Origin of the sequence: Cellulomonas phragmiteti, assembly GCF_016862775.1 — a bacterium.
GTDB classification, from domain to species: domain Bacteria; phylum Actinomycetota; class Actinomycetes; order Actinomycetales; family Cellulomonadaceae; genus Cellulomonas; species Cellulomonas phragmiteti.
This window is the reverse complement of sequence record NZ_BONP01000003.1, coordinates 186770-200599: the sequence shown is the minus strand read 5'-3', so window position 1 is coordinate 200599 and position 13830 is coordinate 186770. Positions and strand designations below refer to the sequence as shown.

General features: G+C 74.3%; 14 protein-coding genes. All 14 read right to left on the bottom strand.

Annotated features, from left to right (window positions below; genetic code table 11):
• Nucleotides 1-26: 26 nt before the first annotated feature.
• Complete coding sequence (locus Cph01nite_RS04270) at nt 27-614, bottom strand: hypothetical protein (protein ID WP_203671405.1); 588 nt, start codon at nt 612-614, stop codon at nt 27-29.
• Nucleotides 611-2011: a hypothetical protein gene (locus Cph01nite_RS04265; RefSeq protein ID WP_203671404.1), complete on the bottom strand. Its 1401-nt coding sequence runs from the start codon at nt 2009-2011 to the stop codon at nt 611-613. Before Cph01nite_RS04265 ends, Cph01nite_RS04270 begins: the two co-directional genes overlap by 4 nt.
• Before the next feature lie 184 nt (nt 2012-2195).
• On the bottom strand, nt 2196-3317 hold the full coding sequence (locus Cph01nite_RS04260) for a hypothetical protein (protein WP_203671403.1): 1122 nt from the start codon (nt 3315-3317) through the stop codon (nt 2196-2198).
• Between the two features lie 36 nt (nt 3318-3353).
• The gene (locus Cph01nite_RS04255) at nt 3354-4871 is read right to left on the bottom strand and encodes an OmpA family protein (RefSeq protein WP_203671401.1); all 1518 of its coding nucleotides are present in this window, start codon (nt 4869-4871) and stop codon (nt 3354-3356) included.
• A gap of 90 nt (nt 4872-4961) precedes the next feature.
• Complete coding sequence (locus tag Cph01nite_RS04250) at nt 4962-5186, bottom strand: hypothetical protein (protein WP_203671399.1); 225 nt, start codon at nt 5184-5186, stop codon at nt 4962-4964.
• A gap of 58 nt (nt 5187-5244) precedes the next feature.
• The gene (locus Cph01nite_RS04245; protein ID WP_203671397.1) at nt 5245-5949 is read right to left on the bottom strand and encodes a response regulator transcription factor; all 705 of its coding nucleotides are present in this window, start codon (nt 5947-5949) and stop codon (nt 5245-5247) included.
• Nucleotides 5946-7136 carry a sensor histidine kinase gene (locus Cph01nite_RS04240; protein WP_203671395.1) on the bottom strand — a complete coding sequence of 397 codons (1191 nt, stop codon included), beginning with the start codon at nt 7134-7136 and terminating at the stop codon, nt 5946-5948. Before Cph01nite_RS04240 ends, Cph01nite_RS04245 begins: the two co-directional genes overlap by 4 nt.
• A 1-nt stretch (nt 7137) precedes the next feature.
• Nucleotides 7138-8019, bottom strand: a complete 882-nt coding sequence (locus Cph01nite_RS04235) for a type II secretion system F family protein (RefSeq protein ID WP_203671393.1) — start codon at nt 8017-8019, stop codon at nt 7138-7140.
• Nucleotides 8019-8942, bottom strand: coding sequence for a type II secretion system F family protein (locus Cph01nite_RS04230; RefSeq protein WP_203671391.1), 924 nt, complete (start codon nt 8940-8942; stop codon nt 8019-8021). The genes Cph01nite_RS04235 and Cph01nite_RS04230 overlap by 1 nt, the downstream gene beginning before the upstream one ends.
• Nucleotides 8939-10231 carry a TadA family conjugal transfer-associated ATPase gene (locus Cph01nite_RS04225; RefSeq protein ID WP_203671387.1) on the bottom strand — a complete coding sequence of 431 codons (1293 nt, stop codon included), beginning with the start codon at nt 10229-10231 and terminating at the stop codon, nt 8939-8941. Before Cph01nite_RS04225 ends, Cph01nite_RS04230 begins: the two co-directional genes overlap by 4 nt.
• Before the next feature lie 3 nt (nt 10232-10234).
• Complete coding sequence (locus Cph01nite_RS04220; RefSeq protein ID WP_203671386.1) at nt 10235-10609, bottom strand: hypothetical protein; 375 nt, start codon at nt 10607-10609, stop codon at nt 10235-10237.
• Complete coding sequence (locus Cph01nite_RS04215; RefSeq protein ID WP_203671384.1) at nt 10609-12153, bottom strand: CpaE/TadZ family protein; 1545 nt, start codon at nt 12151-12153, stop codon at nt 10609-10611. The genes Cph01nite_RS04220 and Cph01nite_RS04215 overlap by 1 nt, the downstream gene beginning before the upstream one ends.
• Nucleotides 12154-12158: 5 nt before the next feature.
• Nucleotides 12159-12854: a Flp pilus assembly protein CpaB gene (gene cpaB, locus Cph01nite_RS04210; protein ID WP_203671382.1), complete on the bottom strand. Its 696-nt coding sequence runs from the start codon at nt 12852-12854 to the stop codon at nt 12159-12161.
• Nucleotides 12851-13624 carry a hypothetical protein gene (locus Cph01nite_RS04205; protein ID WP_203671381.1) on the bottom strand — a complete coding sequence of 258 codons (774 nt, stop codon included), beginning with the start codon at nt 13622-13624 and terminating at the stop codon, nt 12851-12853. The genes cpaB and Cph01nite_RS04205 overlap by 4 nt, the downstream gene beginning before the upstream one ends.
• Nucleotides 13625-13830 lie beyond the last annotated feature (206 nt).

The following is a 13830-nucleotide window of genomic DNA, read 5'->3' as shown; positions in this document are numbered from 1 at the left end:
TGACGGCCGAGCCCCGCCCGCACCCCTCAGCCGTCGACCCGGACGGAGCGCAGCACCTCCTGCGCGGTGGAGCCCTCGAGCTCGCCGCGCGGGGCCTCGGTCCACACCGCCACCAGCCGCGTCCCGTCGGGGTCCCGGGTCGTGACGTACTCCACGTCGCGCTCCGTGCCGTCCTCGAGCGTCAGCACGCCCCGCACCGCGATCGCGTTGCCGAAGCCCTCCCACCTCAGCGGCACCTGCTCGAGGTCGCTCGCGGACCCCGTCGCGCCGAGCTGGGCGAAGGCGGTGCCGGCGGCGGCGGTCACCGCGTCGTCCGTGAGGTCGTCCTCGCGGGTCACGGTGAGGTTGACCTCCGAGCGCTCCTCGCCCTCGCGCATGAGCACGAGCTGCGAGGTGGTGCCGTCGACCTGGCGCGGGTCACCCTCGAAGTCCGCGGGCACGTCGATCCCGATGCCGTCGACCGACTCGCGCGTCGCGCCGTCGATCCCGTCCACCGCGGTGATGTCCCACGAGGTCGGGCCCGACGCCTCCGGACCGGCCGCGTCGTCCTCCCCCGAGCAGGACGCCACCAGGAGCAGCGCCACCACCGCGACGGTCGCCTTCAGAGCCCTCATGCGATGCACCCCGTCCAATCCTTCCAACCGGTCGGCGTCAGGTAGTAGGCGTCGGTCGTCTCGGACGACGACGTCGAGGCGCCGAGCGAGAACCCTAGTCCACCGACGGCCGGAGCCTTGAGGGACAGCGCGGCGGCGAGCAGGTCCTGGGAGCTGACGTCGAGGAACTGGGCCGTGATGTCACCGCTGCGGCGGGCCTCGTCGAAGATCAGCGGCACACCCCCGGCCACGCCCAGCGCCGGGCTGCCCGTGGTCGTGGCGACCGCACCCAGACCAGCCAGCGCGGCGGTCACGCGGGAGCGGTTCGCGTCGGTCACGGCGAAGTCGGCGGACAGCGTCACCCCCTTGCCGTAGCCGTCGGAGATCGGGTACCCGCCGAGGTCCGTCAGGGCGTAGGCACCCTCGGACGACGCGGCGCCCTCGAGCGAGACGTGGTTCAGCCGCCCGTCCGGCCCGACGGTCGTGGCCACGACCATCTGCACCTGGCCGCTGACGTCGCCGCCCTGGCCCCAGTTCGGGTCGCTGCTGGAGAACCCGAGCTGCGCCGCGGCCTCCGCGCTGATCTCCACCCGGGTGTAGATGGTGATGTCACCGGTCGCCGTGTCGAGCTTGGTGCCGAGGGCGTTCTTCATCTCGACCTCGGCCGAGCCGCCCCCGATGCCGACGCCCACACCGGCACCGGCGTTGGCGACCACACCACCCTCCGCGTACACCGCGCTCGGCGCGGGCGGGGTGTAGTCGTAGCCCGTGATCCAGTCGATGAGCCCGCCGACGGCGGCGAAGCCGAGGCCCACGACGGGGCCACCGGGGCCGGCCGCGGAGACGGCGGCACCCTGCAGCACCTTGCGCTGCACCCAGCCGTTGAAGTCCTGGACCTCGTCCATCGAGCTGAAGGTGAACTCCGCACCGGCACCGGCGAACAACCCGGCCGCCGCCTCGGCGCTCAGCTCGACGTTGCCGCCGTAGCCCATGATCTCGAGGCCACCGTGGGCCTCGCCGGCCGACGCCACGGCCTTGACCGCCGCCTCGCCGTTGAGCGTCACGCGGTACGTGCCGTCGCTCATGCGCTCGACGGACATCGAGCCCTCACCACCGAGGTCGATGAACGCGATCGAGACGCCCGCCTGCACGGACGTGGTGTCGGTGGCCTGCGTGCACGCGCGCTCGGGCTCGCGGTCGATGTCGATCTCGCCACCGCCGCAGTCCGCGTCGAACGCGTCGCACAGGCGCGCGACGATCTGGTCGCCCACCGGCGTCGCCCACAGCATGATCCCCGCGACGAGGGCGACGACCACGGCGATCGCACCGACGTACTCCACGAGGCCTGCGCCCTCGTCGGTGCGCTCGACGCGCCCCCGCATGACCGACCTCGACGGGCCGCCCGGACGTGCGCTCATTCCTGCCTCCTCGACTCACGGCGAGACTAACGATCGGGGGTGCTGCGGGTCGTGGGCCCGGGTGCCCGCAGCGGGCGCCGTCGGGCCCAGGCGCACGGCGGGGACGCGGCGTGGGGCAGGCCCCTGGGCCTATGCCGGCGGCGGTGGGTGCGGTCTGCCGCGCACCGACCTCGCGGCGCGGCGGTCAGCCGCGGACGACCAGACGCGTGTCCACGAGGAACGCCCCGATGCCCGACGGCGGCGCGAACGGCGGCGGCGGAGGCGGGGGCGGCGGTGGCGGCGCCTCCGGGTCCTCGACGGGCTCCGGGGTGGGCGACGGGGTCGGGGTCGGCGCCGGGGCAGCCGTGCGGCACGTCGAGCCCACGCGGAAGCCGAGGAACCGCCCGGAGCGGCAGACGCCCGACTCGAGCCGCAGCTCCGCGGTCGCGACGGACTCGATGCGTCGCGAGGTCTGGGGCACGGTCTCGTGGTTCCGCACCCGCACGGTGACCTGCGCCCGGTAGGCGTCGACGTCGACGTCGACGAGCTCCGCCCCGTTCGCCGCGGCGTAGGCGCGCGCGGAGTCGATCATCGCGCCGGACGTGAGCGACCCGAGGTCCGTCCCCGCGAAGCGCCAGAAGTCGTCCGGGTCGCCCGCCCACCGTGCGGCGTCGAACGCGCCACGCACCCCGTCGCGCCACACGTCCGCCGCGGCGAGCGCCGCCGCGTCCGCCGCGGTGCGGGACTCGCGGGAGTCCGAGGTGGCCGACCCGGCGATCCCGATGACCAGGAGCGCGACGGCCAGGAGCCCGGCGACCGCCGGGACGATGAGCAGGTTCGTCGCGCCGCGGTCGCCCGCCAGGCTGCGGCGGAACCGCGGGGGCAGCACCTGGGCCTCCCCCGGGCTGACGAACAGCAGCGCCAGCAGCGGGAACCCGACCCACGTGGCGAGGTCGAGCAGCACCTGCCAGGACCAGATCGACTCACCGAGCACCGCCGCCCCGAGCACGCCCAGGAGCAGCTGCAGCAGCCACGCGCCCCCGGCCGCCACGAGGATCGTCGGGAGCGCGTCGCGCCGCTCCTCGAGGCCCCGGCGGTCACGGTACGAGCGCAGGACGACGACCCCCACGCACGTCAGGCGCACGGCCGAGAGCACCCACCCGATGGCCAGGGCCGTGGTGGGCTCGATCGCGGCGAGGAACGCCGCGAACGCCGGCAGCAGCAGCCAGTAGAGCAGCGCGAACGTCACCAGGTCGAGGACGACGAACAGGGCGACGGCCCGACCGTCGACGCGGCGGCCCCGGGGGGCCGGGCTCGTCCATGACATCGCGTGCTCGCTCTCTGGGTGGGGACGGGGCGCGCGTCAGCGCTCGACGGGCACGTCGGTGATCCGGAAGCGGCCCTCGGCGTCGATCGACACCGCGTCGCCGCCCGTGTCGGGCCACACGGCGTGCACCGTGACGGCCTGCCCCTCGGACAGGGGGACGTCGATGAACTGGTCCGCGAGCACGCCGCGCGCGTCGTCGAGACCGGCGTTGCCGTTGAGGTAGTCGGCGGGGAAGAAGCGCGAGCCCTCACCGAGCAGCGTCGCCCCGTAGGCACCGGCGGTCAGCGTCGTCGACGACAGCCCGCGGGACAGCAGCCGACCGGACGCGAAGTCGCCGAACAGGCCGACCGGGGCGCCCATGCCGCTCGAGACGCGCTCGAGACGCAGGGTGCCGACGAGGTACGGGCCCCGGCGTCGGACCTCCTGCGCGGTGACCGACCAGGTGGCCCCCTGCACCTCGACCTCGACCGGGGTGCTGCCAGACGCGACGGGCCCCGTGGCCTCGGGCACCGCGGCGGCCCCCGTCGTCACCTCGATGGCCTGCCCCGCCTCGACCGCCGTGAAGCGGACCTCGACGCGGCGGTTCGCCGCGCGCGCCTCGGCGCTCGTGCCGGGGGCGACGGGCTCGGTCTCTCCCCTGCCCTCGGTCCGCAGCGTGAAGCCCGCTCCCAGCGCCGGCCCGAGCCGCGCCGCGACCGAGGCCGCCCGCTTGTTCGACAGGTCGAGGTTGTAGTCGTCGGTCCCCACGTCGTCGGTGTGGCCCACCACGACGACCTCGCCCGCCTGGGCGGCCTGCTTGATCTGCGCGGCGGCGTTGTCGACGACGGCCGCGGCCTCGGGCGTCAGCTCGAAGACGTCGGTCGCGAACAGCACGTCCGAGGCCAGGGTCACCGTGGCCTCCTGCGCCTGCACCTGGGTGCTGGCGCCGCCGTCGTACGCGAGCGTGAAGACCTCCACGCCGCCCGTCGGGTAGACCGCGGCGGCGCTCGCACCCAGGTCCTCCGGTGTCGTGGCGACGTCCTCGTCGCGCACGACGGGCACGTCCTCGACGAGCCCGAAGTACGGGAACAGGACGTCGACCCGGTCGGTGTCGGGGGCGGCGAAGAACGCCTCCGACGTCACGGAGCCGCCCGGTGCCAGGTTGAGCGGCTCACCGCTGGTCGAGATCGACACGCCGCCGTCGCGGCCGACCTCCCAGGCCTGCCCGCCGGCGGTGTCGAGCAGCCGGAGCCGCCCGACGTTGAGGAACGTGCCCGGGTTGCGCAGCAGCGCGGCCACGGACAGGTTCGTCCCGGCCGGGGCGCCCTGGGGCATCGCGTAGTCCACCGTCAGCAGCGCGTGCTCCCCCACCACCTGCAGCGGGTGCACGGTGAGCTCCACGGGGGCGCCCAGGTGCTCGACCTCCACGACCGTCGTGCCGTCGTCCGGCGCCGTGGGTGAGGCCGTGGCGCTCGGTCCCGACGTCGTGGGCCCCGGCTCGGGGTCCGACGACGTGCACGCGGTGACGGCGAGGGCGAGCACAGCGGCGACGGTGAGCAGTCGGGCACGACGCATGGAGGTCCTTCCTGGACGACGAGACCGGTCCGGGCCCCTCACGGAGGCCCGGACCGGTGAGCCCGGCGGCGTACGCCGCCGGGCGGCGGATCACATGCCGCTGATGGCCTCGGACAGGCGGGAGACGATCGTGCCGCCCAGGCCGGACGCGGCGGCGATGACGACGCCGATGATCGCGACGACGACCAGGATGATACCGACGTACTCGACCGAGCCCTGGCCGCGGTCGTCCCGGCCGGCGCGGTCGAACGCACCGAGGACGATGCCGGTGACGGCGAGGCGGACGGCGAGCGCGCGGCGCGTGAGGTTCTCCATGGTGTTTCCTCCTGAGCGTGGGGCCAGCGCCCCGAAGTCCGTTCTGACAAGGACGACGCTACGGGCGTGGCCGCCCGTCCACGAGCGGCCCAGGACCCACTGCGGTCCCATTCGTCCCTGGGCCCGCGGGCCCAGCGTCCGTGCCCAGCCACACGGCGACGGCGTGCGCCCGGTTGGTCACGCCGAGCTTCGCGAAGATGCGGTTGATGTGGTTCTTCACCGTCTTCTCGGACAGGAACAGCTGCCGTGCGATCTGGGTGTTGGTCAGCCCCTGCGCGACGACGTCCATGATCTCGGCCTCGCGCGTCGACAGGTCGTCGCGCCGCCCTCCGGAGCCCACCGACGGCGTCGCGGGCGGCTCCGGCGGCGTGAGCGAGGCCCACGGCTCCAGCCCGGACATCACCGTGCCGCCCGCCAGGCAGGCGCGGATGGCCGCGCCGATCCCCGAGGGCTGCAGCGAGCCGTGGATGATGTAGCCGGCCGCGCCGGCGCGCATGGCCTCCCCCACCGCGCCCAGGTCGTCCGTGTTGGTCAGCATGACGACCGTCGCGTGCCCCACCAGCTCCGGCAGCACCGACAGGCCGTCGCGGCCGGGCATCCGCACGTCCAGCAGGACGACGTCGATGTCGCCCCGGGCGGCGCGGTCCAGCGCCGCCTGCCCGTCGCCGGCCTCGTCGACGCTCACCACGTCCTCGAGCTCCTCCAGCGCGGCACGCAGGCCGAGTCTGATCAGCGCGTTGTCGTCGACGACCAGGATCCTCATCGCACCTCCACCTCGTCGGGCACCAGCGGCAGCGTGACGCGGGTGCGCAGGCCGCCGCGCGGAGCCGGAGCACGCTCGACGCGGCCCCCTCTGCTGCCGGCACGTTCCTCGAGACCCAGCAGGCCGAAGTGCCCGTCGGACGCCAGCGCCTCCGGGACCGCGTCGTCGGCCATCCCGCAGCCGTCGTCGTCCACGGTCAGCACCAGGGTTCCGCCGCCGAGCGTCACGACGACGTCCACGTGCCGGGCCGCGGCGTGCCGTCGCACGTTCTCGAGCAGCTCGAGCACCATGGCGCGCACGTCACCGGCGAGCTCGGGCTCGACCTCCGCGTACGCGGGGTCGAGGTCGAGGTCGACGGCCACGCCCGTGTCCCGGCCCCACCGCCGGCACACGTCGAGCAGCTCGTCGAGCGGCTGACCGCCGGCGCGTCGCAGCTCACCGAGCGCGGTGCGCGTGTCCAGGTGGGCGGCCCGGCACGCGCTGTCGAGCTGCCGCGCGATCGTCAGCGTGCGCTCCGAGACGCCCTCGCGCTCGAGCCGCTCGACGAGGGTCCCGCTGAGCATGGTGGCGCCCGCCAGGTCGCCCGCCGCGGTGTCGTGCAGGTCCCGGGCGATCCGGACCCGCTCGAGGGTCGCGGCACGACGCGCCTGGGCGAAGGCCGCCTGCTGGGCCACCTCGTCCTGCGTGCGCAGGGAGCGGCCGAGGGCGGCACCGGCCCACGCCATCGCCGTGACGCCGACCGCGCCCGTGAGCGCGACCAGCCACGTCGCCCCGCTCGCCTCGACGCCCGCCGAGTAGGCCAGCGTCATGGCGATCGCGACCGCCATGACGAGCGCGAGCCGTGCGCCGACCACGACGCCCAGCAGCGCGACCGTCGCGGCCGCGTAGACCGTCATGATCTCGCTCGACAGCGCCAGCAGCACGAGCACCGTGGTGACCAGGTCGCAGGCCAGCAGGATCCCCGAGCGCGACAGCGCCGCGCCGCGCGTGTCCCACGTGAGGGCCGGGACCACGGAGAACGGCACCGCGAGGAGCACGACCCACAGGTCGGCCAGGTCGGCGGTGCCGCCCACGACGGCCGAGACCAGCGCGACGGCGAGCGTCGCGAGCCGGACCTCGCTCAGCAGCCGGGTGACCCGGCTGATCGCGAGGTGGGCCGGCCGCTCCGGCGCGACCGGCGTCGTCATGTCAGAAGATCCCACCGAGGACCTCGCGGTTCGCGAGGAGGATCGACGAGCCGATGAGGATGAGGGTGCCGGGCACGATCGTCATCGTCACGATGAGGGACACCTTGGGGGCGGCCTTGGCGGCGGCCTGCCGCACGCGCTGCGCGTGCTCCTTGCGGACGTCGGAGGCGATGTCGTCCAGCGCGCTGGACAGCGGCACGCCCAGCTCCTCGGCCTGCAGCAGGGCCGTCACGAACGCCGAGACACCGTCGGACCGCGTGCGGTCGCGCATGGCGATGAACGCCTGGCGCCGCGAGACCCCGACGCCCATCTCCTGCAGGACGGTGCGCATCTCGTCGGCCAGGGGGCCGGTGTGGAACTCGCAGACGCGCTCGACGGCCTGGCGGAAGCCAAGGCCGGCGGTGACCGTGACCCCGAGCACGTCGAGGAAGTCCGGGAGCTCCATGTCGATCTGCTCCTGGCGCTTGCGGCCCGCGGACAGCAGCCACAGCCGCATCCACCCGGCCAGCAGGACCGCCAGCAGGATCCCGGTCCACGGCTGCCCGGCGGCCATGAACACCACGAGGCCGACGGCGCCGATGACGACGAACGCGGCCTGCCGGCGCAGGTAGACGGTCAGGGTCAGCCCGTCGGGGCGTCCGGCACGGCGGATCGTCTCCTCGAGCCGACGCAGCCGCACCGGGCCGTACATGCGCATGGTGGTCCCGAGGAACAGCGAGCCGAGCCGGTCGAGGAACGCCCCGAACCCCCGCTCGCGCTGCGCCGTCGGCGCGGTGCGCAGCTGGGCCTCGACGTCCTCCAGGCCCGTGGTGCGCATCATCCGCGCGCCGGTGACGCCCAGGACGGTGAGCAGGGCCGCGAAGGCCCCCAGCAGCAGCGACATCAGAACCTCACCTTCGTCACGCGCCGGATGACGACGAAGCCGGTGAGGAAGAGCAGCGTGGCGGTGATGAGCGCGATCTGGCCCGGCAGCGTGCCGAACATCGTGTCGAGCGCACCGGGCGAGAGCAGGTTCATGAACACGACCGAGAACGCGCCGATGAGCACCACCGCGTAACCCGAGAACGTGGCGCCGATGACGGCGGTCGTGATCTCGCGTCGCAGCTGGCGGCGCTCGTCGAGCGTCGAGGCGATGTTCTGCAGCGCCGTCACCAGCGCGCCGCCGGCCTTGCCCTGGATGACGAGGGTCTGCACGAGGACGACGAGCTCGCGTGAGGGCAGCCGCTCCGACAGGTGCTCGAGCGCCCCGTGGAGCGTCTGGCCGATCGCGAGCTCCGAGGCGACCTGCGCCAGCTCGCTGCTGGCGGGCTCGTCCATCTCCTTGGCCGCCAGCTCGATGGAGCGGCGGATGCCCAGCCCCGCCTGCGCGCCGTTGGCCAGGAGCCGGGCAAGCTCGGGCAGCTGCGAGATGAACTTCTCGATCCGGGCCTCGCGGCGGCGCTCGAGCCACTGGCGGAACGACACGACGACGACGGCACCCGCGACGACGGCCGCGATCCGGCCGGCGACGGCGAAGGTGAGGACGGACGCGAGCACGGTGCTGCCCCCCACGAGCAGGAGCACCATCGCCGGTGACCGCGACCCCAGGCCGGAGCCGGCGAGCAGCGCGTTCAGCCGCGTGCCCCAGCGCGTGCGGCGCACCAGCGCGTCGACGCGGTCCGTCAGGCCCGAGCCCCAGGCGGGCTGCGCGTCCACGGCCGCCAGCAGCCGGCTGCGGTGCGCGGCGTCCTCCTGCAGCACCGAGACCGTGACGACGAGCAGCACGAGCGTCACGAACAGCAGGACCGCGATGACGACCGGCGTCACGGCCCGACCCCCACCGGGGCGATCGCCTCGCCCGCGCGGCGCAGCCGTGCGGCCAGGAGCTCGGGCAGCGGGTGGCGCCGGAACGTGCCGGTCACCTGGTGGTCCGGACCCACCGGGTCCTGCTCGAAGGTGACGAGCGGCGCGAGCACGTAGTCGTCGCGCCGGTTCGACACGAGGGCGGCGACCTCGGACACCCGCCGGGTGCCGTCGATGCCGCGCTCGAGCTGGATGACGATGTCGATCGCGGAGTTGATCTGGTCGCGGATCGCGGCGACGGGCAGCTCGAGCTCGCTCATCGTGGCCAGGGTCTCGAGCCGGCCCATCGCGTCGAAGGCGGTGTTGGCGTGGACCGTGGCCAGCGAGCCCTCGTGGCCGGTGTTCATGGCCTGCAGCATGTCCAGGGTCTCACCGCCGCGGACCTCGCCGACGACGATGCGGTCGGGACGCATGCGCAGGGAGTTGCGCACGAGGTCGCGGATGGTGACCTGACCCCGGCCCTCGACGTTGGGCGGCCGCGACTCGAGGCGCACGACGTGCTCCTGCTGCAGCGTGAGCTCCGCGGCGTCCTCGATCGTCACGATGCGCTCGTGGTCCGGGATGAGACCCGAGAGCGCGTTGAGGAACGTCGTCTTCCCCGTGCCGGTACCGCCCGAGATCATGATGTTCAGACGTGCGCGCACGCAGGCGCCGAGCAGCTGGGCGGCGTGCACGTCGAGGCTGCCCTTCTCCACCAGCTCGCCCAGGCGGTAGGGCCGGGGGAACCGCCGGATCGTCAGGGACGGCCCGTCGAGGGCGAGGGGCGGGATGATGACGTTGACGCGCTCGCCCGTGGGCAGACGGGCGTCGACCATCGGGGACGACTCGTCGACACGGCGGTTGACGGTCGACACGATGCGGTCGATGGTCTGGAAGAGCTGCTCCTCCGACGCGAAGGTCGTGGGGTGACGCTGCAGCCGTCCCAGCCGCTCGACGAAGATGTCGCGCGGGCCGTTGACCATGATCTCGGTGATCGAGTCGTCCGCGAGCAGCGGCTCGAGCACGCCGAGCCCGAGCGCGTCGTCCACCACGCGCTGGATGAGGACCGAGCGGTCCCGCGAGGCGAGCACCGGGCCGTCGGCGGACAACAGGGTCGACAGGATGCGCTCGAGGCGCGCCCGCCGCTGCGCGGGCTTGAGACGTGACAGCTCGTCGAGGTCGATCTCCTCGAGCAGCCGGTCGCGGTAGTGGCCGATGAGGTCGGGCTCGTCGGACGAGCGCTCGCTCGGCTGGATACGGTCGCGCAGCGCCATGGCTCAGCTCCCCGGCATGACGGCGTCGCGGGACACGACGATGCTGGCCGAGGTGACCCCCCGGACGACGATCGGGACGCGCACGTCGACCTCCACGACGAAGGCACCGCCGGAGGACTGCGCGCGGACGTCCTCGACGCGGGCCCAGGACGGCACCTGCGAGTACACCGCCGAGGCGACGTCCTGGCCCAGCGCGCGGGCGCGGGCGCCGTCGCGCGCCGCCTGCTGGGCGACGGCCCCGACCTGCGAGACGTACACGCCCTGGAGGCAGAGCAGCGCGGCCATGACGACGATCGTCACGTACCCCACGAGCTCGACGGCTGCCGCGCCCCGGTCGTCGGGCTGCCCGCTGCGGCGGTCCCGGAACGGTGCACGCATCACTGCTCCCTCTGGACGTGGGCGGACACGGACGAGGTGAGGTTGACCCCGGGCACCACGGTCGGCGCGACGATGTGCACGCTGACGTCGGACGGGGACACGTCGACGGTCGCCCGCGCGCGCCACGGGCCGCGCAGCTGGTCGAGCGCGTCGGCGCGGGCGGACGCGACGGCCGCCGGGCCCCACGCGACCATCCCGACGGTCCGGGCGCCCTCGTGCGCGGCGTCCCGGGCGAACAGGTACCCGGCGCCCCACGCGATCCCCTGGGCGGCGAGGAGCAGGACGAGCAGCGCGACCGCGAAGGCCACCGGCAGCTCGACCGACGACTGCCCCGCGTCGCGGCGCGCGCGGCGCCGGCCCTTGGCCTCGGCGAACCCCTCGTCGACCGCCTCCTCGGGCGTCACCTCCTCGGCGCGCCCCGCCAGGCCGTCCGCGAAGCGCGCGGCCGCCGTGTGGGCCGGACCCGACGCGGTGGCCACGGTCGCGGTGTTCATCGCGGACTCGAAGGCCGCGCCGCCGTCCGGCACGGCCGCGTCGATCCGCGACTCCACGATCTTGGCGGCGAGCGCCTCGGTGACCTCGTTCTTGCGGTGCTGGCGGTTGAGCACGACGTGCACGCCCGAGCGGGGTCGGACGACCAGCCGCTCCCACATCGCCAGGGTGCGACGTGCCGCCCGCAGCGCGGGCAGGTCGGGCGTCACGACGAGCACGGCCGCGTCGGCCTCCTCGAGCACGGCCGCGGTGGACTCCGTCAGGTGGGACCCGACGTCGATGACGGAGACGTCGTACTGGTAGCGCAGGGCGTTGACCACGGAGCGCGCGGCACGGGCGGTCATCTCCTCCTCGCGCTCCCCCTCGTTGGGGGCCGAGAGCAGCCGGATCCCCCCGGGGACGTCGTACGACGTCTCGCGCAGGATGCGCCCGGTCATCTCGCCGGCGATGTCGACCAGGTCGACCACGGACCGGCGGGTGTGCACGCCGAGGTAGGCGGCCAGGTCACCCGTCTGCAGGTCGAGGTCGACCAGCCCGACGGTCCGCGTGCCGACGAGCGAGCGCGCCATGAGGACCGACAGGACCGACGCGCCCACCCCGCCCTTGGCACCCGCGACGGCGATGATGCGCCCGGCGCGCCCGCCGCGGGCGTCGGCGGAGACGGCCGACCGCGCGGCGCTCACCCACTGGGCGACCCCCTCGAGCCGGGAGCCGACCTCGGCGAGGCTCGACGAGCGGGACAGCACCGAGCGTGCGCCCGAGTCCATGGCCGCGGCCAGCTGCTCGGGGCCCGCCTGGTCGACGAGCATGACGATGCCGAGCAGCGGGTTGGCCGCACCCACGGCTCGCGCGACCGCCAGGCCGCGCCCGGTGTCGAGCTGGTCGTCGATCACGAGCACGTCGACGTCGGGGTTGCGGGTGAGCGCGTCCTCGATCGAGGGCGCGTCGCGCACGATCTGCACGAGCGTGATCGCCTCGGCCTCGGCGAGGACCTGGGACATCCGCTCGAGCGTGCGCTCGTCCGGGGAGGCGAGCAGGACCTTGGTCGACATGGCCGTCACCCTGCCTGGAACACGAGGTCGTCGTCGGTGAGGATCTGGTCGTCGCCGTCACCGCGCAGGGCGAGGCGCAGCTTGACCGAGAAGCTCTCGACGTAGGCCAGACGCAGCGCGTCGTTCGAGGTCAGAGCGAACGTCACCGGTACCCCCTGGGTCGTGCCGAAGTTGCCCCCCGCGTCCGAGGACTCGACGTCGCGCGGGAGCCCGACCTCGAGGACCAGGGCGTTGGAGACCCAGATCTCGGACCGCGGCGGCCGCTGCTCGTCGCCCTCGACGGTCGCGAGGATGTCGACGTGGTCGCCCGGCGCCACCTTGCCCGCGACGCCGGTCTCGGCGTCGACGACGATGGCGACCTCGCGGTAGCCGGGCTGCACGCCCGGACGCGGCACGAGCATCCCCTCCTGCAGCAGCGACCCCCCGGGCAGCGCGGTCGCGGCCACCAGGCCGCTCGTCGCCTGGGCGTCACGGACCGCGGTCGGCGGGACCCAGCGCTCGGGCACCTCGACGACCTCGAGCATGTCGGGCTCGATGGGCTCGTAGGCGTCCACCGCGCGGGTGAGCTGGAGGGCCTGCGTCATGGGTCCGACGCGTGAGCTCACGTCACCGACGTAGACGACGACCGCGAGGAAGACCGCGATCGCGCCGAGGGCCGTGACGACGAGCAAGAGCGCCCCTCGCCGCTGGCGCGGGTTCATACGTGTCCTCCTGAGTGGGCGGGGACGGCGCCGGAGGGCACCGGGATCTGGCAGAAGACGCAGAGGTCGCCGGCGACGTGCCGCGCGCAGGAGACGCACCTCTCCGCGGCGGCGACGACGTCGTGACGCAGGAGCCCGTCCACGGTCTCCTCGAGCGGGCGCAGCAGCACGGTCGCCTCGAACCACCGCTTCGCGCCCCAGAAGGTGCCGTCGACCGACAGCTCGATCCGGGTCGGGCCCCAGGCGGTGTCGTCGAGCTCGCGCACGGGCCGCTCCGAGGCCGCCGTGATCGCGGCGAGCCCGGCGGGCAGGTCGAGGGCGTCGCCGCGCGCCACCGTCTGGGCGCTCCAGTCGACCCGGAAGACGGAGCCCGGCATGCGGCTGGCCAGGTCGAGGCCCATCGACGGGCGCGGGCGCTCGAGCCCGGTCACCGAGGAGAGCAGGGCGGCCGTCCGGGAGTCCCGTGCCACCGCCTCGAGCAGCGCCGGGGCGAGGCCGAGCGCGACGGGCGGCAGCATGCGCAGGGCCGCGACGGCGACGAACCACGCGGTGGGCGGGGCCTCGTGGCGCAGGACGCCGAGCCGGCTCTCGCCGAGCACCAGGCGCGCGGCCCGGGCGGCCTCGTGCCCGGCACGGTCCGCCGCGACGACCAGCACGTGCTCGGTGTCGCCCAGCTCGAGGAGCCGCTCGACGACGGACTCGACGTCCGGTGCGGCGACGACCGTGCCCTCGGGCACCTGACTCGCAGGGCTCAGCGCCAGGACCGTCACGTCCACCCTCCTCGGTCTGCTCGATGGTCGGTTCCGCAGCTGCGGCACGTCGAGAGTGCCCCACGCCCCTGACGGAAGCACGTCCGGATTGTCGTGTTCACCCGTCCGGCCGCGTGGCGGTCCGGCAGCGCGAGGGGGCGCCCGGAGGATATCGTCCGGATCATCCCATCCGCGTCGTCGGTCCCCGCTCCGCACGGGCACACTGG